At 72.5% G+C, this 19,018-nt stretch carries 13 protein-coding genes; 7 read left to right on the plus strand and 6 right to left on the minus strand.

Features of this window, described 5'->3' with window-relative positions; all coding sequences use genetic code 11:
* Positions 1-44: 44 nt before the first annotated feature.
* From CLV67_RS41485 to CLV67_RS41500, 4 genes are all read left to right on the plus strand, one after another.
* Positions 45-2,165 (plus strand): PhoX family protein, encoded by a 2,121-nt coding sequence (locus tag CLV67_RS41485; RefSeq protein WP_106328755.1) that lies wholly within the window; start codon positions 45-47, stop codon positions 2,163-2,165.
* A 90-nt stretch (positions 2,166-2,255) separates the two neighbouring features.
* Positions 2,256-2,639, plus strand: coding sequence for a hypothetical protein (locus CLV67_RS41490; RefSeq protein WP_146169507.1), 384 nt, complete (start codon positions 2,256-2,258; stop codon positions 2,637-2,639).
* A 92-nt stretch (positions 2,640-2,731) separates the two neighbouring features.
* Positions 2,732-4,234, plus strand: coding sequence for a glycosyltransferase family 39 protein (locus tag CLV67_RS41495; protein ID WP_106328759.1), 1,503 nt, complete (start codon positions 2,732-2,734; stop codon positions 4,232-4,234).
* 32 nt (positions 4,235-4,266) lie between these two features.
* Positions 4,267-5,208 carry a phosphoglycerate dehydrogenase gene (locus CLV67_RS41500; RefSeq protein ID WP_106328761.1) on the plus strand — a complete coding sequence of 314 codons (942 nt, stop codon included), beginning with the start codon at positions 4,267-4,269 and terminating at the stop codon, positions 5,206-5,208.
* Positions 5,209-5,297: 89 nt separating this feature from the next.
* Here the strand turns inward: CLV67_RS41500 and CLV67_RS41505 are convergent, their stop codons facing one another.
* Positions 5,298-5,867 (minus strand): helix-turn-helix domain-containing protein, encoded by a 570-nt coding sequence (locus CLV67_RS41505; RefSeq protein WP_106328763.1) that lies wholly within the window; start codon positions 5,865-5,867, stop codon positions 5,298-5,300.
* 79 nt (positions 5,868-5,946) lie between these two features.
* Between CLV67_RS41505 and CLV67_RS41510 the strand changes: the two genes are divergently transcribed.
* Entirely contained in the window at positions 5,947-7,524 is a 1,578-nt protein-coding gene (locus CLV67_RS41510; protein ID WP_106328765.1) for a bifunctional NAD(P)/FAD-dependent oxidoreductase/class I SAM-dependent methyltransferase, read from the plus strand.
* An 89-nt stretch (positions 7,525-7,613) separates the two neighbouring features.
* The gene (locus CLV67_RS41515; RefSeq protein WP_106328767.1) at positions 7,614-12,887 is read left to right on the plus strand and encodes a DUF3320 domain-containing protein; all 5,274 of its coding nucleotides are present in this window, start codon (positions 7,614-7,616) and stop codon (positions 12,885-12,887) included.
* Here CLV67_RS41515 and CLV67_RS41520 read toward each other — a convergent pair.
* The 3 genes from CLV67_RS41520 to CLV67_RS41530 form a co-directional block, all read right to left on the minus strand.
* Positions 12,877-13,395, minus strand: coding sequence for a DUF6879 family protein (locus CLV67_RS41520; protein WP_106328769.1), 519 nt, complete (start codon positions 13,393-13,395; stop codon positions 12,877-12,879). The genes CLV67_RS41515 and CLV67_RS41520 overlap by 11 nt on opposite strands.
* 76 nt (positions 13,396-13,471) lie before the next feature.
* Complete coding sequence (locus CLV67_RS41525; RefSeq protein WP_106328771.1) at positions 13,472-14,962, minus strand: AMP-binding protein; 1,491 nt, start codon at positions 14,960-14,962, stop codon at positions 13,472-13,474.
* On the minus strand, positions 14,962-16,173 hold the full coding sequence (locus CLV67_RS41530) for an acyl-CoA dehydrogenase family protein (RefSeq protein ID WP_106328773.1): 1,212 nt from the start codon (positions 16,171-16,173) through the stop codon (positions 14,962-14,964). Before CLV67_RS41530 ends, CLV67_RS41525 begins: the two co-directional genes overlap by 1 nt.
* 392 nt (positions 16,174-16,565) lie before the next feature.
* Between CLV67_RS41530 and CLV67_RS41535 the strand changes: the two genes are divergently transcribed.
* The gene (locus CLV67_RS41535) at positions 16,566-16,745 is read left to right on the plus strand and encodes a hypothetical protein (protein WP_106328775.1); all 180 of its coding nucleotides are present in this window, start codon (positions 16,566-16,568) and stop codon (positions 16,743-16,745) included.
* A 21-nt stretch (positions 16,746-16,766) separates the two neighbouring features.
* Here CLV67_RS41535 and CLV67_RS41540 read toward each other — a convergent pair whose 3' ends face one another.
* Positions 16,767-17,633: a MaoC/PaaZ C-terminal domain-containing protein gene (locus CLV67_RS41540; protein ID WP_106328777.1), complete on the minus strand. Its 867-nt coding sequence runs from the start codon at positions 17,631-17,633 to the stop codon at positions 16,767-16,769.
* A 1-nt stretch (position 17,634) separates the two neighbouring features.
* Positions 17,635-18,975 (minus strand): 3-oxoacyl-ACP reductase, encoded by a 1,341-nt coding sequence (locus CLV67_RS41545; RefSeq protein ID WP_106328779.1) that lies wholly within the window; start codon positions 18,973-18,975, stop codon positions 17,635-17,637.
* Between the last annotated feature and the right edge of the window lie 43 nt (positions 18,976-19,018).

Below are 19,018 nucleotides of genomic sequence, written 5' to 3' on the forward strand. Positions count from 1 at the left end.
CCCGTCGTCGAATGATGGCGGAGGACCGAGGAGAACGAACCGATATGCCAGACTTCAGCCGTCGACTGCTGCCGCTGCTGGGACACAGCGGTGGTAGCCGCGACGCGATGACCTGTCTGTACCGATGTGGCAACGCGTGTGACCACCCCGTGCCGAACGAGTCGGACAACCCGTACCTGGGCGATGTGGTCAACGCCGAGATGAGCCGTCGTGGCGTCGTCCGTGCCGGTGCCGTCGGCGCGATGGTTCTCGGCTTCGGTGGTTCCGCGCTCGCGGCCGCCTCGCCCGCCGCGGCAGCTCCGGTCGGTGCCGCCGCCCCGATCGGCGAGGCGCTGGCGCACGGCCGGCACCACCACAAGGCCGGCAGGCTCACCTTCGAGACCGTCGCGCCGAACACCCTGGACCAGGTCACCATCCCGGCCGGTTACGAGTCGCACGTGGTCATCCGCTGGGGCGACGCGGTCGTGCCCGGCGCGCCGAAGTTCGACGTGGACAACCAGACCGCGGCCGCCCAGGCGAAGCAGTTCGGCTACAACAACGACTTCGTCGGCGTCATCCCGATCCCGGGTGACAAGGAGTGCGCGCTGCTCGTGGTCAACCACGAGTACACCAACGAGGACCTGATGTTCCGTGGCTTCACCAGCCTCGACAACCTCAGCGTCGAGCAGCTGAAGATCGCCATGGCGGCGCACGGCCTCTCCGTCGTGCAGATCACGCGCTCCGGCCGCAGCGGCAAGTGGGAGGTGTACAAGGGACGCGACCGGCGTTTCAACCGCCGGATCACCGCGCTGGCGACCGAGTTCAAGCTGACCGGCCCGGTGGCGGGTTCGGCGCTCGTGAAGACCGCCGCCGACCCGTCCGGCAAGATCGTCATCGGCACGCTGAACAACTGCGCCGGCGGCGTCACCCCGTGGGGCACCGTTCTGTCCGGCGAGGAGAACTTCAACCAGTACTTCGTCGGTGGCGACGCGGCCCCGGCGGACGCCAAGCCGAAGCTGGCCCGTTACGGCATCTCCACCACGGCCCGTTACCCGAGCGGCAACCGCAAGTGGGAGCGCGCGCAGGAGCGCTTCGACCTGGCCCTGCACCCCAACGAGGCCAACCGCTTCGGCTGGATCGTCGAGGTCGACCCGTTCGACCCGCACGGCCGCCCGCGCAAGCACACCGCGATGGGCCGCTTCAAGCACGAGGGCGCCAACGTCATCGTCGCGAAGAACGGCAAGGTCGTCGCGTACATGGGCGACGACGAGCGCTTCGACTACCTGTACAAGTTCGTGTCGGACTCCAAGTTCATCGACAGCGACGCGCCGTGGGCCCGCAAGCACAACCTGACGCTGCTCGAGTCCGGCACGCTGTACGTCGCCAAGGTCACCGGGGACAGCCCGGTCACCGAGATCGACGGCACCGGCAAGCTGCCCACCGACGGGAAGTTCGACGGCAAGGGCCAGTGGATCAAGCTGGTTTCCGGCAACCGGTCGTTCGTTCCCGGCATGACCGCGGAAGAGGTGCTCACCTTCACCCGGCTCGCCGGTGACGCGGTCGGCGCCACCAAGATGGACCGTCCCGAGGACGTCCAGCCGAGCCTGCGTACCGGCAAGATCTACGCGGCGATGACCAACAACACCAACCGCGGTGTCGGCACGAACCCGGCCTCCGACGAGGCCAACCCGCGCAACGCCAACAAGCACGGCCACATCTTCGAGATCACCGAGGACCGGGGCGACCACACCGGCCTGACCTTCTCGTGGCAGCTGCCGATCGTCTGCGGCGACCCGAAGGCCGCCGACACCTACTTCGGCGGGTACGACAAGAACGCGGTCTCCCCGATCTCCTGCCCCGACAACGTCGCTTTCGACAGTGCCGGCAACCTGTGGATCTCGACCGACGGCAACGCGCTGGGCAGCAATGACGGGCTCTTCGCCACCCCGATCGAGGGCAAGGAGCGCGGCCACCTGCGTCAGTTCCTCACCGTTCCCAAAGGCGCCGAGACCTGCGGCCCGTTCATCACCTCCGACGACAGGTCGGTCTTCGTCGCGGTCCAGCACCCCGGCGAGATCACCGGCGCGTCCGTCGACAAGCCGGCCTCGGTCTGGCCGGACGGCGACTTCGCCAAGCCCGGCGTCGTCGTGACCTGGCGCAAGGACGGCGGCCCGATCGGCAGCTGACCGCGCTCGTCGGGTACGGCCGCGGTGTTGCCGGACCGCGGCCGTACCCGATCTGGACACCTGCTGACAGAGGGATCTACTGTGGCGGCCGTGACCGGTCGCCACCCGCTCCCCGTCCTGGTGAGCTCGCTCGTGCTTGCCGTGGCGCTCGGCGTCGCCTTGAACTCGTCCAGCTGGGCGGTCAAGCAGACGGCCTACGTGGGCGGGTTCGCTGTCATGATCATCATGTTGGTGCTGGCCGCCGTCGTGCAACGCGGCCGGGCACCCGGCGTGCTCGTGCTCGGAGCGCTCACCGTGCAGGGCGCGACCCTGTCGGCGCTGGCTCTCGATTTCGGCCCCCTGGGTTCGGCCGTGCTCGCCGTCTGGGCCGCGGGACTGGCGTTCGTCTGGTGGCGGATCCTCCGCCGGGCCTCGCGTGAACGTGCCAATGCCCTCATGATTTCCGGGCTTCCGGAGGTTCACCCGGTCGACTGAGGGAACCCGGGTGCGGCCGAAATGATCCGCACCACCCCCGTCGGCCGTGTCACTGACCGACCGGGAACGGGGCATCGGCCGGGGGTGACGGGATGGGCGAGACGCAGACCAGGGTGAGACGGGAGGCCGTCGTGGTGGCAAGCCCGCCACCGGCGCCCGTCGTACGTACCCGCCCGCGTCCACCGGGCTGGCTGGTCAGCCTGCTGCCGGGGCTGATCATGCTCGCCGCCGGCCTGTTCCGCGCCGACCGTCCCACCCTCAGCTGGGACGAGGCGACGTCCGCCGAGGTGTCGTCCCGCTCGGTGTCGCAGATCCTCGACCTGCTGCCGCACCTCGACGCCGTCTTCGGCCCCTACTACGTGATGCTGCACGGCTGGTCGGCACTGACCGGCACGTCCGAACTGGCGCTGCGCCTGCCGTCGATCATCGCCATGGCCGCGGCCGTGGCGACCACCGCCGAACTCGGGCGCCGCCTGTTCACGCCGCTCACCGGTCTCACCGCCGGCCTGATCCTGTGCCTGATCCCCAACACCTCGCGATACGCGGCCGAGGCTCGCCCGTACGCCTTCGCCTGCTTTTTCGCGATTCTGGCTTTTCTCCTGCTGGTCGAGGCGGTCCGGCAGGGCAGGACGAAGATCTGGATCTGGTACGGCCTGAGCGTCACGTTCCTGGGCCTTGCCCATCTGATAGCCCTCACCACGCTGGCCGCCCACGTGGCCCTGATCGTGATGGAGGGCCGCCACCGCGTCCGCTCGTGGGCGGTCGCCGCCACGGCCGCGATCGTCCCGGTGCTGCCGATCGCCTACCTGGGCGCCACCCAGCAGGGCACGCAGCTGCACTGGGTCGACCCGATCACGATGAGCGGGATCCGGGCCATGCCCGGCGAGATCGTCGGCTCCCGTGAACTGGTGTGGCTGCTGATCGGCCTGGCCGTGCTGGCGGTGTGGTGTCCCTTGCCCCGGCTGGTCCCGCTGGCAGTTCTGGCGATCGTCCCGCCCGCCGTCCTGGCCGCGGTGTCGGCGCTGGCCACACCGATGTGGGTGGCCCGCTACATGCTCGTGGTCCTGGCTCCGCTGGCGATCCTGGCCGCGGTCGCCCTGACGGCCACCCGCACCGAACGCCCCCGCCACACGATCGCCCGGGTCGTGGCCGTGCTGCTGGTGCTCGCCTTCATGGCCGTGCCCGGCCAGCACGCGGTCCGCACGGCGACCGCCAAGAACGGCCCCGACTACCGGACCATCGCGAAGATCATCGGAGCCGATGTACGCCCCGGCGACGTGATCGTCTACCCCGCGAAGAACCGCGCCATCCGCGCCGGAACCGACCACTACCTGGCCGGACAACCGGCGGCCCCGGCCGACCCGCTGGTCCGGGTACCGTCCGCCGAATCGGGCTGGCTGATCGCCGACGAATACCCGGACGCGCTCCCGCATCTGACCGGCGCCCCGCGGATCTGGCTGGTCGTCGGCGACCGCCGCGACGACCCGGTCACCGCCCGTCCCGAGTTGCGCCCGCTGCTCGACGGCGGATATCGGCAGATCGGTTTCTGGCACCCGAAGCGAGCGACCGTGGCCCTGTACGAGAAGCGCGGCTGACGCTCTCCGCTGCGCCTGGCAAGCTGTCCCCCATGAAGGTTCTGCTGCCCGGCACCATCGAACTCGACCCGGTACTGCCCGCCGGTGTGGAGACGGCCGTCTACGACGCGCGGCGGCCGCTGCCCGACGAGCATCTCGACGCCGAGGTGCTGGTTGCCTGGGGAAACGCGCAGGAGAACCTGACCGACGCCGCTCAGCGGCTCACATCGGTGCGCTGGGTGCAGACGCTGGCCGCCGGCCCGGACGCCGTGCTGCAGGCCGGATTCGCGCCGGACGTGGTGGTCACCGCGGGGCTGGGACTGCACGACAAGACCGTGGCCGAGCACACCCTGGCCCTGGTGCTGGCCGCCGCCCGCCGGCTGAATCTGCTGGTCCGTGCACAGGTCGGCCACCGATGGGCGGAGGAGCTGGGCGGACTGCAGCCGCTCCGGTCCGCGAAGTCCTTCCGTACGCTCCGTGAGGCAAAGGTCTTGATCTGGGGGTTCGGTGGGATCGCCGCGACCCTCGCACCGCTGCTGGCCGCTCTCGGCGCCGACGTGACCGGGGTCGCGCGCCGCGCGGGCGAACGGCACGGCTTCCCGGTGGTGACCGCCGCCGACCTGCCGGACCTGCTGCCGTCCACGGACGTGCTGATCAACATCCTGCCGGCCACCCCGTCGACCGCCGGTGTGCTGAACGCCGCGATCCTGGAACGTCTGCCCGCCCACGCCTGGGTCGTCAACGTGGGCCGGGGCGCGACTCTCGACGAGGAGGCACTGCTCACCGCACTCCGTTCGGGCCGCCTGGCCGGGGCGGCCCTGGACGTCTTCGACACCGAGCCGCTGCCGCCGACCTCGGGCCTCTGGGACGAGCCGAACGTCATCATCACCCCCCACGCGGCGGGTGGCCGCCCGTTGGGCGCGTCGGCCCTGCTCAGCGAGAACCTGGCCGCCTTCGTGACCGGAGCCCCGCTGCGCAACCTGATCACGCGCTGACGCCGGCGCCGCGATCCGGGCGGTGGCGCCACGGGTGTCGAGCGGGCCGTGGACGCGGTCGCGGCCGGCGCTCGACCGTCCCGCCGGAACTAGTGGGTCGAGCGGGCCCGGACGTGCAGACGTTCGCCCTGCGGCCCGAAGATGTTGATCAGTTCGGCGGGTTCCGGGCCGTCATTGGCCAGCGAGTGCGGCAGGCGGGTGTCGAACTCGGCGGCCTCGCCCGGCTCGAGCAGCAGGTCGTGGTCGCCGAGACGCAGCCGGACACGGCCGGAGAGCACGTACAGCCACTCGTACCCCTCGTGGGTCTTCTGTTCCTGCCCGCACGAGGGCGGCCCGGGCGGCAGGATCTGCTTGAAGGCCTGAGGCCCGCCCGGACGGCGGCTGAGCGGGATGAACGTGTGCCCGTCGCGCTGGATCGGCCTTGCCCGGACCCGTGGGTCGCCGGTCTCCGGCGCGTCCACGAGTTCGTCGAGGGTGACCTGGTAGGCCTCGGCCAGGGGCAGCAGCAGCTCCAGGGTGGGCCGCCGGGTGCCGGATTCGAGGCGGGACAGGGTGCTCACCGAGATTCCGGTGGTCTCGGCCAGACGGGTGAGTGTGATGTCCCGTTGCTGCCGTAGTTCGCGTAGCCGGGGACCGACGGCGGCGAGCGCTTTTGCCATAACGGCAACGATAGTTGCCAGTGGGCGGGAGCGGGGGCACGGTGGGGCGCAAGAGGACGGGCGAGAGAGGACAACGCCGATGGAGAAGCAGACGTACGACGTCGTGGTGATCGGCGGCGGGGCGGCCGGCCTGAGCGGCGCGCTGGCGCTGGCGCGGTCACGGCGGTCGGTGCTGGTGGTGGACAGCGGTGAGCCGCGTAACGCGCCGGCCGCGCACATGCACAACCTCCTGGGACGCGACGGCACCCCGCCGGGCGAGCTGCTGGCCGCCGGCCGGGCCGAGATCATCGGGTACGGCGCCGAGGTGCTCACCGGCCGGGCCGAGTCGGCGGCCCGCGACGGCGACGGCTTCCGGGTGACGCTGGCGGACGGCGGCACGGTCCGCGGCCGCCGGTTGCTGATCACGACCGGTCTGGTCGACGAGCTGCCGGAGATCCCGGGACTGGCCGAGCGCTGGGGACGCGATGTGGCGCACTGCCCGTACTGTCACGGCTGGGAGCTGCGCGACCATCGGATCGGCGTGATCGCGAACGGGCCGCTGAGCGTGATCCAGGCGCAGATGTGGCGCCAGATCTCCCCGCACGTGCTGATCCTGCTCAACGGCGGGGCCGCTTTCGGCACCGAGCAGAGCGAGGAGCTCGCGGCGCGCGGCATCCCGGTGGTGCCCGGCGCGATCGAGGGACTGCAGATCTCCGGGGACAGGCTGACCGGCGTACGCCTGGCCGGCGGTGACGTGGTGGCGGTGGACGCGGTCGTGGCCGGTCCCCGGTTCACCGCACGCGCCGGGGTACTGGAGTCGCTGGGGCTGGAGTCGGCCGCGTTCGAGATGCACGGGCACCTGCTGGGCCGGCGGGTGTCGTCGGACGAGACCGGCGCCACCACGGTGCCGGGCGTGTGGGTGGCCGGGAACGTGACGAACCTGGGCGCGACGGTGGCGGTGGCCATGGCCGGCGGGCAGACCGCGGCCGCGGCGATCAACATGGACCTGATCGCCGAGGACACCCGGCACGCGGTCACCGCGTACCGGGACCGGATCGCCACGATGTTCACCGAGGACGCCTGGGAGGAGCGCTACCGCGGAAAGGACGCGATCTGGAGCGGCCGCCCCAATCCGGTGCTGGTCGCCGAGGTGAGCGGGACCACCACCGGCCGGGCCCTGGACGTCGGCTGCGGTGAGGGCGCGGACGCGGTCTGGCTCGCCCAGCGCGGCTGGGAGGTCACGGCGGCCGACATCTCGTCGGTGGCCCTGGGCCGCGCCGCCGGGCACGCGGCCGAGGCGGGTGTCGCCGAGAAGATCACGTTCCGGCACGCCGACCTTCAGAAAGACCCTGCGGGGGAGGGGTACGACCTGGTCAGCGCCCAGTTCATGCACCTTCCGCCGGAGCCGCGCCGGGAGCTGTACACCCGGCTGGCGGCGGCCGTCGCGCCCGGCGGCACCCTGCTGGTGGTCGGTCACCACCCGTCGGACCTGGCCACGTTCGTCGGCCGGATGCACTTCCCGGACATGCTGTTCACCGCCGAGGAGATCGCGGACCTGCTGCCGCCGGACGGCTGGAAGATCGTGACGGCCGAGGCCCGTCCCCGCCCGGGTACCGACCCGGAGGGTCACGCCATCACCATCCACGACGCCGTCCTGGTCGCCGAACGCCGCCGATGAGGTGCGGCTGGCGCTCGCCGGCGGGCTGGATTCTGGGCTAAGCGGGCAAATCGGCAACGGAGCAACGGTCGCCTTGCTGGAATGGGCACATGCGGCCGGATGATGCTGAAGGATTCACCGGCCCGGGCGACGACGTCCGGGCCGCGCTCGCGTCCTGGCGCGACGGGATCGTCGACCCCGGCGGCGCCAACCGTCTCATCGACCTGCCACGCGGCGGCGCCGACCTCGTCGAGATCGTCGCCCCCGACCCGGCCGGGGTCGTGGACGCGCTGCGCCAGGGCCGCGACTGCCCGCTGATCGGCGCCGGCGCCAAGAAGAGCACCGGCGCCCTGCGCACCGACCTGCCCGACGGCGTGCTCGAACCGCTGCTGCGCCGCCTGCGCCGGCACACCCAGCTGGAGCAGGCCGACCGGGGCGTCGACGTGCTCTACCTGGCGCTCGGCCTGCTGCACTGGCAGGACCCGGCCGGCACCGCGCACGCCAGCCCGCTGCTGCTGATCCCCGCGGAGCTGGTCACCCTCGGCCCCGGCGAGGTACCGCGGCTGCGGGCCGGCGCCGGCGATCCGATGGTCAACCCGGCGCTGGCCGCCCGCCTGATCCCGCTCGGCGTCACCCTGCCCGAGGTGGACGACCTGCTGGACGGCGCCGGACTGGCCGACTTCGACGTCGAGGCGCTCACCGCCGCGATCGGCGCGGCCGTCAGCAGGCAGTCCGGATGGCGTACCGCCGCGATCGCCGTGCTGGCCCGGCTCGACCCGGCGGCCGAGGCGATCCGCCGCGACCTGCTCGACAACGAGGACCGCATCCTCGCCCACCCGGTGGTCCGCGCGCTGGCCGAGACGGACGGCGCCCCCGGAGCGTTCGCGTTCGAGCCGCTCACCCCGGACGAGATCGACGTCCTGGCCCCACCCGACGACGTGCCGCTGGTCCTGGACGCCGACGCCGCCCAGCGGGCCTGCGTCGCGGCCGCCTGCGAGGGCCAGAGCTTCGTGGTCGACGGCCCGCCCGGCACCGGCAAGTCGCAGACCATCGCCAACATGATCGGCGCGCTCACCCACGCCGGCAAACGGGTCCTGTTCGTCTCCGAGAAGGCGTCCGCCCTGGACACCGTCCAGCACCGGCTGGCCGCCGCGGGGCTCGGCAACTACCTGCTCGATCTGCACGGCGCCCGCGCCTCCCGCAAGCAGGTGGCCGCCACGCTGGCCGCGGCCCTGGAGGCCACGCCGCTGCCCGCGCCGGGCATGGACCCGGCCGCCCGTGACCTGCTCCGCGAGCGGCGCGAGCAGCTCAACGCGTACGCCCGCGCCGTGCATGAACCGCGGGAACCGCTGACCCGCAGCCTTCACGATGTGATCGGACGTTTCGCCCGGCTGTCCGGGGTGCCGGAGGCTCCGGCGCCGGGCCTGCATGCCGCCGCCCTGACCGACGCCGCCCTGGACCGGATCCGTGCCGCCGCCGGACGACTCACCGAGGCGTGGCGCCCGGCACTGGAACGCAGCGGATTCCGGTGGCGCGAGGTGGCCGAGCGTGAACCGCTCGCCGAGGCCCTGCAGGAGGCCCTGCTCGCGCTGGAGGGTCTGGCCACCGCCGCGGGCGTGAACGCGCCGGTCACCAACGCCTTCCACCTACGCCTGCCGACCGACGCGGCGACGCTCGCCGAGATCGCCGAGCATGCCGCGCAGCGCCCGGCCGGCGTCGCCGACTCGTGGCTGACCGCGAACACCCTGCGCCCGATCCGGCTGGCCGCCGAGGAACTCGCCCAGCGGATGGAGGTGAGCCGCCGGGCAGCCGACGCGGTCCGTCACCGCGCCGGCGTCGCCTGGGAGGTCCTGGCCGCCCCGATGGAGCTGGACACGGTGCCGCAGCCGCCCCGGCTCGAACCGCCGGCCGTGCACCTGGAGCCGCTCACCGCGGCCGACGCGAAGGCGCTGGCCGGCCGGTTCACCGCGGACTCCGACGAGCTGGAGCACCAGCAGCGCAACCTCGACCGGGCCACCACCCGGCTCGGCCTGCCCGACGTGATCACCTTCTCCGACGTCGAGCTCGTCCACCTGGTGACCGAACTCGGCGCCCGGACCGACAAGCCGGACCCGTCGTGGTTCGCGCCCGGCGCCCAGTCCGCGGTGCACGCCGCCGCCGGCACGCTGCGGCTGCACGTCGAGGCGGTGCAGGCGGCCCGCGCGGCCGCCCACGAGATCTTCACCGACGCGATCCTCACCGAGCCGGTCGAGGACTTGGCCGACCGGTTCGCCAACGTGCACCGCGGCGCCCGCAAGCTGCTGGCGCCGCACCGGCGCGACAAGGAGGCCGTGGCCGCGCTGACCCAGCCGGGCATCGGCGTCGACGAGGCGGTCGCCGAACTGGGGCTGGCCGTCGCCTGGCGGCGTGCGCACGAGGGCCTGGTCGCCGCGGAACGGCTGCACGCCGGGATGCTGGGCCGGTTCTGGAAGCGGCTCGACACCGACTTCCCGGCGATCGGCCGCGCCCTGCAGACCGTCGCCGAGGTGTTGCGGGTGACCCCGCCGGAGGCGCTCGGCCGGGTCGTCGAGTACGTCTGCGCCCCGCACGTGGCCGGCGACGAGCTGCACCGGGCGGTCACCGAGGCCCGCGACGTGTTCCGGCACTGGCGGGCCACCCTGCGCCCGGAACCCGAGGCCGCGGCCCGGCCGGAGCTCGGTCACGGGCCGGTGCAGCACGCGATCGCCTGGATGCGCGCGCAGGTCGCGCCTCTGCGTGACACCGCCGGGGTGCTGCGGCAGCTCGGCGACGCGGTCGGCCGCGACCTCAACGTCGCGGAGGCGATCGGGGTCATCGAGGTACGCCGGGACGTGATCGAGGCCGAGCAGGCGTTCACCGCGGCCGGTCACGGGTACGAGACCACGCTCGGCCCGGTGTACCGGGGCAAGCAGACCGACCTGCGGGCTCTGGAGAACGCGCTGGAGTGGACGGCGCACGCCCGTACCCTGCGCACCGGCACCGACGCCGCCCTCAACAACGAGCAGGCCCAGGCGATGACCGCCGGTCGGCCCACCCCCGACCTGACCGGCCTGATCGACGCCTGGCACACCGCCCGGCAGCGGATCATCGACGCGTTCGGCCCTGCCCGCCAGGTCCGGCTCGGCACCGCCCTCGACCGCTACGAGACGGCTCGTGACCTGCTGCGCGACCTGCTCGAGGACGAGTCCGGCCAGCACGAGTGGTTCGACTATCTGGCCGCCCGCGGAGTGCTGGCCGAGTACGGCCTGGACACCGTGGTCGACTACTGCGCCGATCATGCCGTGGACGTTCGGCGGCTCGGCGACGTGATCGAGCGGGCCGCCTACCGGGCCTGGATCGACCAGATCCTGGCCGAGGACGAGCGCCTGCAGCCACTCGCCTCGGCGGCCCGTGACGAGCTGACCGACGAGTTCCGCCGCCTCGACGCCGAACTGGCGCAGGACGCGGCCGCCGCCGTCATCGAGGCGCTCAACGACCGCCGCCCGGCCGTCACCGGTGACGGCGGTCCCGCCCTGATCCGCGCCACGGGCCGGCAGCCGGACGGTCACCCGCCGGTCCGCGACCAGCTCGCCGCCGCCTGGGACACCGTGGCCGCCCTCAAGCCGTGCCTGGTCATGCCACCGTCAGCGGTCAGCCGCCTGCTGCCCGAGCAGGCCGCCTTCGACGTCGTGGTGATCGACGAGGCGTCCCGGATGACCCCGGCCGCCGCCGTGGCCTGCGCCTACCGTGGCACGTCCCTGGTGATCGTCGGTGACGACGCGCAACTGCCCCCGGCCGGCGACCAGCCGTCGGTGCTGGTGGTCGCCAACGACTGCGGAGCCTTCACCCGGCTCGGCCTGACCAGCCACTACCGCAGCCGGCACGAGAGCCTGATCGCCTTCGCCAACCAGGCGTTCTACCAGGACCGGCTGGTCACGTTCCCGGCCGCGCACGATCCGGGAGCGGACCTGGGCGTACGGCTGCACCAGACCGGCCCCGAGAACGAGGCCACACTGGTCGCCGAACGGGTGCTGCACCACCTCACCACCCGCCCGTCGCTGTCGCTGGGCGTCGTCACGCTGACCGCGGCGCACGCCGACGAGATCGCCGACGCGGTCGAGGCCGCCCTGGCCGGCCGCCCCGATCTGGAGAGCTTCCTGGGCGACTTCGTGGTCGAGGGCGCCGACGTCGCGCAGGGCGACGAACGGGACGTGATCATCCTGTCCACCGGCGCCGGCCTGGACGCGGCCGGCGGGCCCACCGGGGCGCGCCGCCTCGACGTGGCGATCACCCGGGCCCGGCAGCTCGTCGAGGTGGTCTCCGCGATCGGCGCCGGTGACCGGGAACCCGCGGGCGAGGGCGAGCGCCGCCTCGCCGCGTACCTCGACTACGCCGAGCGCGGCGGCCCGGTCGCCGAGCCGGCGCTCACCCCGCTGGAGGAGTCGGTCCGCGACACCCTGGCCGGCTGGGGGCACCGGGTGGACGCGCTGTCGATCGGCTGCGGTGTGCGTCTCGACGACTCCTACGTGCTCGGCGTGCGGTGCGACGGCTCCCTGCCGGCGGCCCGCGACCGCGACCGGCTCCGCGACCAGGTCCTCGAAGGACTCGGCTGGCGGCTGCACCGGGTGTGGAGCGTCGCCTGGTACAGCGACCGGGAGGCCGAGGAGGCCCGGCTGCGGGTCGCCGTCGAGAACGCCCTGGCCACGCCGGACGTCTTCGCCGACCTGCCGGAGGAGACACTGACCGCCCGCCCGGCGCAGCGTCCGGAGTGGGCCCTGCCCTACGAACGCGCCGCCGTGGAGCCGCTGCCGGCGGCCACCCGCCTCGACGACGACACGGCCCGGCGCCTGCTGATCCGTACCGCCGAACGCATCGCCGAGGTCGAGGGCCCGGTGCACGTGACCGTCCTGACCCGCCGGATCCGTGAGGGGTGGAACATCAGCCGGCTCACCCAGCAGATCAAGGCCGCGATCGAGACCGCTGTCAGGGATTCCCGCGCCGGATTCGACGGATCGTTCGTGACCGCCCCGGACTCACCGATCCCGGCGGTCCGCGTCCCGGCCGACGGGGTGACCCGCAAACCGGACCAGGTCGCCGACGCCGAGCTGCAGCTCGCCCTGGAATACCTGGTGCTGGACGCCGGCCTGGTCGAGGGCGAGGACCTGCTCGCGGCGGCGGGCCGGCTCTTCGGGTGGAGCGGCAGCCGCACCGGAGCCGCCCGGCTGGCGGCGATGCTCGACGACCTCGTGTCGGCGGGCAGGCTCATCGCGCACCGCAACGGGCTGATCGCCGCGCCCGAGGACGACCTGCTCGACCTGCCCGACCCGGCGTCCCTGCCGCGTCGCGAGGACGCCGATGCCGGGATGCGGATCGAGGTCAACCTTTGACGTAGTCGTCGTGGGGCACCCCGGCCGCCCACAGGGCGGTCCGGGTCCGTACGCAGTGCCGCACGATCGCCGGGTCCTCGGTGGCCGCGCCGCAGGCGTTGGTGCCGTCCGGCTCGAACAGGGTGAACACCACCCGCCGATCGTCGAAGAGCCAGAAGTCGTCGTCACCGACCGGCAGGCCGTCCGCCGCGGGCCGGGGGAGCCACCGGATCTCCTCACCGGCCTCCACGTTGAACCCGGAGATGTTCAGCAGCCACCGGGTGTAGTCGGCGTGCGGCACCGGGACCACCCGCAGCCGCCGCACGCTGCGGCCGGTCTCGGTCACCTCGCGGACCGTGTCGAGCCACGGCCGCTGCCAGGCGGAGTCGTCGGGTTCGCCGTCCAGGAACCGCTGGAACGGCACGGCCTCCTCGGGTGTCCGGTAGAAGTCGCGTACCTCGAGATGGAATGCGGTCCGCTCGAAGGACCGGAACATCGCGTGGAACGCGTCGGCCGGTAGCAGCAGCATGTTCCCAGCCTGATCACCGTGGAGCGAGTGGTCCACACAAGTCCGCGCGTTGACGCAAGGGGAGGAAAACTCGTGTTCAGAAGTTGCGGGGGAGCTCGCGGTTGAGGACCTTCCCGGTGGCGTTGCGCGGCAGTCCGTCGAGGAACACCACCTCGCGGGGCACGCTGAACCGGGCCCGGTGGGCGCGCACGTGCTCGCGGATCTCGTCGGCGCCGAGCGTCTCGCCGGGGCGCAGCACCACGTAGGCGGCCAGGCGCTGACCCCAGTCGTCGTCCGGCACGCCGATCACCGCGACCTCGCGGATCTGCGGCAGCGCTGCCAGCAGATCCTCCACCTCGGCCGGGAACACGTTCTCCCCGCCGGACACGATCATGTCGTCGGCGCGGCCGTCGACGTAGAGGCGGCCCTTGTCGTCGAGATGGCCCAGATCGCCGGTGCCGACCTCGGTCCGGCTGCCCGCCTCCTGACCGGTGTATCCCTCGAAGAGCATCCCGTTGCTCACGTGGATCTGCCCGTCGACGATCCTGATCCGGGTGCCGTGCGGCGGACGGCCCGCCGTGGTCGGAGCCTCCCGCAGGTCGGCCGGGGTGGCGATGGAGACCCAGGAGGCCTCGGTCGAGCCGTACAGGTTGTAGAGCACGTCGCCGTAGCGGTCCATGAACCGGGTGGCGAGGCCACCCGGCAGGGCGGAGCCACTCACCGCGACTGCCTTCAGTCCGGCATGTCCGGTCGGCAGGTCCATCAGATTCTGCAACATGACGGGTACGGCTACGAGTGCCGTGACTTGCTGAGCCGCGAGCGTGGTCAGCACCTCTGCGGGGTCGAAGCGGCGGCGCAACACGATGGTGGCGCGCAACGCGAGGGCGATCTGCATCCCCGCGTAGCCCCAGGTGTGGAAGAGCGGCGCCGCGATCATGATCCGGTCGCCGGCGTGGAGCGGGATCCGGTCGATCACCGAGCAGAGCGGACTGAACCCGCCGGGCGTCGGCCGTCTCGCGCCCTTCGGCATCCCGGTCGTCCCGGAGGTCAGCACGATGGTGCGGCCGGGTCGTTCGGGCGGTGTGCCGAGCCCCCGCGGTGTGGCCGCGATCAGCTCGTCGATCTGCTTCTCGCCGATCCGGTTGGGCACGTCACCCAGGCGGTCGGTGAACTCGTCGTCGTGGATGAGCGCTGTGAGGTCCTGGGCCTTGGCGATCTCGGCCAGCTGGTGCGCCGACAGGCCGGTGTTGATCAGTACCGGGTCGGCGCCCAGGGTCGACACCCCGATCAGCGCTTCGAGCATGCGCGCCGAGTTCCGGCAGAGCAGCCCGACCCGCTGGCCGGCGGTGACGGGCAGCGCGGCCGCCAGCCGGGCCGACCGGTCCAGCAGTTCCGCGTAGGTGACCTGCCGCTCGTCGTCGACGACCGCCACCCGCTGCGGGCTCCGGGCGGCCGCCTGCCGCAACTCGCCGGCCAGCCCGAAGCCCCACCGCCCCAGGGACGCGAACTGGCGTACCACCCGATCGGGCCGTGCCGGGGTGAGCAACCCGCGCCGTGCCATCGTCGCCGCGATGAACAGCGCGTCCATCAGCGGATCTGCACGCCGGAGACGGCCCGGGCGATCACCAGCCGCTGAATCTCGGAGGTGCCCTCGAAGATCGTGTAGATCTTGGCGTCCCGGTACATCCGCTCGACGGGATGCTCGCGCAGGTAACCGGCCCCGCCGAGGATCTGCACCGCCTTCTCGGTGACCGCGACCGCCACCTCACCGGCCTTCAGCTTGGACATCGAGCCCTCACCCGCGGCGAACGGCTTGTCGTTGCGCCCCATCCAGGCGGCCCGCCACACGAGCAGCCGGGCGGCGTCGATCTCGGTACGCATGTCGGCCAGCGCGAACGCGATCGCCTGGTTCTCGATGATCGGGCGGCCGAACTGCACCCGGTTCTTCGCGTACTCCAGCGCGTACTCGTACGCGGCCCGTGCGATCCCCAGCGCCTGCGCCCCGACCGCCGGCCGGGACAGCTCGAACGTGCGCATCGCGGCCTGCCCCGAGCGCCGCTGCCCTTCTCGGGCCCGCGCGAGCCGCTTGTCCAGAGCCTCCTTGCCGCCGAGCAGGCAGCTACCCGGCACCCGCACGTCGTCGAGGAACACGTCGGCGGTGTGCGAGGCCCGCAGCCCCAGCTTCTTCAGCTTCCGCGTGCCGGCCAGTCCCTTCGTGCCGGGCGGCACCACGAAGGCGGCCTGCCCGCGCGACCCGAGCGACGGGTCGACGCTGGCCGTGACCACGTGGATCTCGGCGATCCCGCCGTTCGTGGCGTAGGCCTTCTGACCGCTGAGCACCCACTCGTCGGTCGCCTCGTGATAGACCGCGCGGGTCCGCATCGACGCCACGTCCGACCCGGCCTCCGGCTCGGTGCTGCAGAACGCGGCCACCTTCGGGTCGGCGGCATCGCCGAAGCACTGCGGGATCCACTCGACCATCTGGTCCGGTGTGCCCGACCCGTAGATCGCGGCCACCGCGAGCGAGGTGCCGGAGATCGCCATCCCGATCCCGCCGTCACCCCAGAACAGTTCCTCGTTGGTGATCGGCAGACTGAGCCCGCTCTGGTCCGACCAGGTGTTGGCCAGGAACTCGAAGCCGTACAGCCCGATCTTCGCGGCTTCCTGCAGGATCGGCCATGGAGTCTCCTCCCGCTCGTCCCACTCGGCCGCGGCCGGCCGCACCACGGACTCGGCGAACCCGTGCACCCAGTCGCGCAACTCGGTTTGTTCGTCGTTGAGATCGAGCCAGAACTCCACGGACAGCCCCTCCGACGGCAGGTTAACTCGCCGGTAACTTTACGAGCGCGCCCATCACCCTGACAACCATCAATGGGCGGGTGTCGTGATCCCATCAGGGTCGCGCCTCTGCCGGACGTGTGCGCCTGCCCGCGTTGATCATTCCCGGTAACCAGTACGGCAGCGGCCGTTCATGATCTGAGCTGGATACCCGGTCCGAGTACCGCATGATCGTCGGTGCTGGTCACGCTCGCCATCGCGGCGGGCGGTGTGGCCGGCGTCGGCGCGAGCCCGGCCCCGGCCGCGGACTGTTCGCGCGGTGTCGGCAACAACATGAGGGCCGGGCGGCCACGGACGCGGACCGTCCGCTGAAGGTCGGTCCGGGTGCCTCCTGCGCCAAGAACGGTGCCGTCGTGCAGGCCCACGGCGACATGGTCTACCTGCACCGCAAGACGGTCAACAGCGCCGGGAACACCTGGTGGTACCTACGGATCGAGGGAACCCGGAAGTACGGCTGGATCTACGACCCGTACCTGACCACGAAGGACTCCGACGAGAACGACGACGGGATCGCGAAGGTCATGTGGTGCTGACCGCCTGAGCGTGCGGGCCGTTCAGGCGGCCCGCACGACCGTGCCGGTCAGATGCGGGCGTTTCGACGCCACGGTCAGCCGCCAGCCGCCGTCGGCCGGCAGTGTCTCGAAACGCACCCGCGACGGCAGCGGGATCGGCTGCTTGAAGGCCACCTCCACGGTGTACGCCTCCGGCAGCCGCCCCTCCAGCGAGGCCAGCGCCCGCGCCTTCGTCCACATGCCGTGCGCGATCGGGCCCGGGAAACCGAACAGCCGCGCACCCAGCCGGGACGTGTGGATCGGGTTGCGATCACCCGACACCGCCGCGTAGTCGCCGCCGACCCGGGCCGGCACCCGCCAGACCGCACCGCCATCGGCGGCACCACCATCGGCACCGCCGCCCGCGCCAGGCTCCGCGGGACGATCGGAGCGCGCGGACGTGATCCGCAGGTACGTCGAGACGCCGCTCCACACCTCGGCACCGTCCACCGAGGCCGTGGCGATCACGTCGAACTGCCGGCCCCGAGGATGATCCCGCAGGTCCGCGACCCGGACGGCCAGGTCCAAGGGGGTGTCCGCGGAGAGCGGGCGGCGCACCGCGATCCGGTTGGCCACGTGCACCAGCCCGATCAGCGGCAACGGGAAGTCCGGGCTCGTCATCAACCGCATCGCCAGCGGGAACGCGAGCACGTGCGGATAGGTTCCCGGCAGCGTGTCGGACAGCCGGAACCCGCACACCCGGTCGTACGCGGCCAGGTGCGACCGGTCCACGACCACCCCGCGCCGCACCACCTCGACATCGGGCAGGGCCCCGCCGGCCTTCCGTGCCCCCGGCAACAGGCCCAGCACGGCCCGCGCGTAGGCGGCGCCCACCCCCGGTTCCGCGCCCAGTTCGACGACCGCCACCACGTCAGGCTCCCAGCAGGCTCTGGCCGCAGACCCGGACCACGTTGCCGGTGACCGTCGCCGAGCCGGGTGACGCCAGCCACGCGATGGTCTCGGCCACGTCGACCGGCAGACCGCCCTGCGACATGCTGTTGAGCCGGCGACCGGCCTCGCGCAGACCGATCGGCATCTTCGCCGTCATCGCCGTCTCGATGAAGCCCGGCGCCACCGCGTTGATCGTGACGCCGCGCTCGGCCAGCACCGGCGCGTACGCCTGGACCAGCCCGATCACCCCGGCCTTGCTGGTCGCGTAGTTGGTCTGGCCGCGGTTGCCGGCTATCCCGGCGATCGACGCGACGCCGACGATCCGCCCGCCGGACGGGATCAGGTCGCGTTCCAGCAGCAGCCCGTTGACCCGCTCGGGCGCGGTCAGGTTGACCCCGATGACCTGGTCCCAGCGGGAGGAGTCCATCCGCGCGATCGTCTTGTCCCGGGTGATCCCGGCGTTGTGGACCAGGATGTCGACACCGCCGTGCGGCCCTGCCGCGAGGTACCCGGCCAGCCGCTCGGGCGCGTCGGCGGCGGTCAGGTCGAGCTGCAGCGCCCGGCCGCGCGTCTCGTTGGCGACACCGGCCAGCGCGTCCCCGGCGGCCGGCACGTCCAGCGCGATCACCTCGGCGCCGTCGCGGGCCAGGACCCGGGCGATGGCCGCGCCGATGCCCCGCGCCGCCCCGGTGACCAGGGCGAGCCTGCCGTCGAGCGGGCGGTCCCAGTCGGACGGCGTCGGTGCCGCACCGGCGCCGACCCGGATCACCTGGCCGGACACGTACGCCGAACGGCCGCTCAGCAGGAACCGCAGCGTCGATTCGGCCGCCGCCTCGCCGCCGGGGGCCACGTAGACCAGCTGCGCGGTCACCCCACGCCCGAACTCCTTGCCGATGCTGCGGGTCAGACCCTCCAGGCTCCGCTGCGCGATCGCCTCCGACGGCGAGGCGGTGGTCTCCGGAGGCGATCCGAGGACGATCACCCGGCCCGAGGCTTCCAGGGCGCGGGCGTACGGGTGGAAGAAGTCGAAGAGAGCGCGGAGCCCGTCCGAGTCCCCGATGCCGGTCGCGTCGAAGACGAGCGCGCTCACCCGTACGCCCTCGCCGGTCTGGTCCTTGATCTCGGCGCCCGCGGCCTCCAGCAGCTTGCGGACCGGCTCGGCCAGCCGCCCGCCCGGCGCCGCACCCAGCAGGACCGGCCCGCTGACCAGGGGATCGCCGGCCTTGAAGCGACGCAGGCGCGGCGGATCAGGCAGCCCGAGGCGCTTGACCACGGTCCGGCCGAGACCGGAGTTGGCGAAGTTCGCGTACCTGTCAGCCATAGCGGTAGCCTACCGGTGAGTAACCCTATGAGCATTCCTGTGT

Origin of the sequence: Actinoplanes italicus, from assembly GCF_003001815.1 — a bacterium.
Taxonomy (GTDB): domain Bacteria; phylum Actinomycetota; class Actinomycetes; order Mycobacteriales; family Micromonosporaceae; genus Actinoplanes; species Actinoplanes italicus.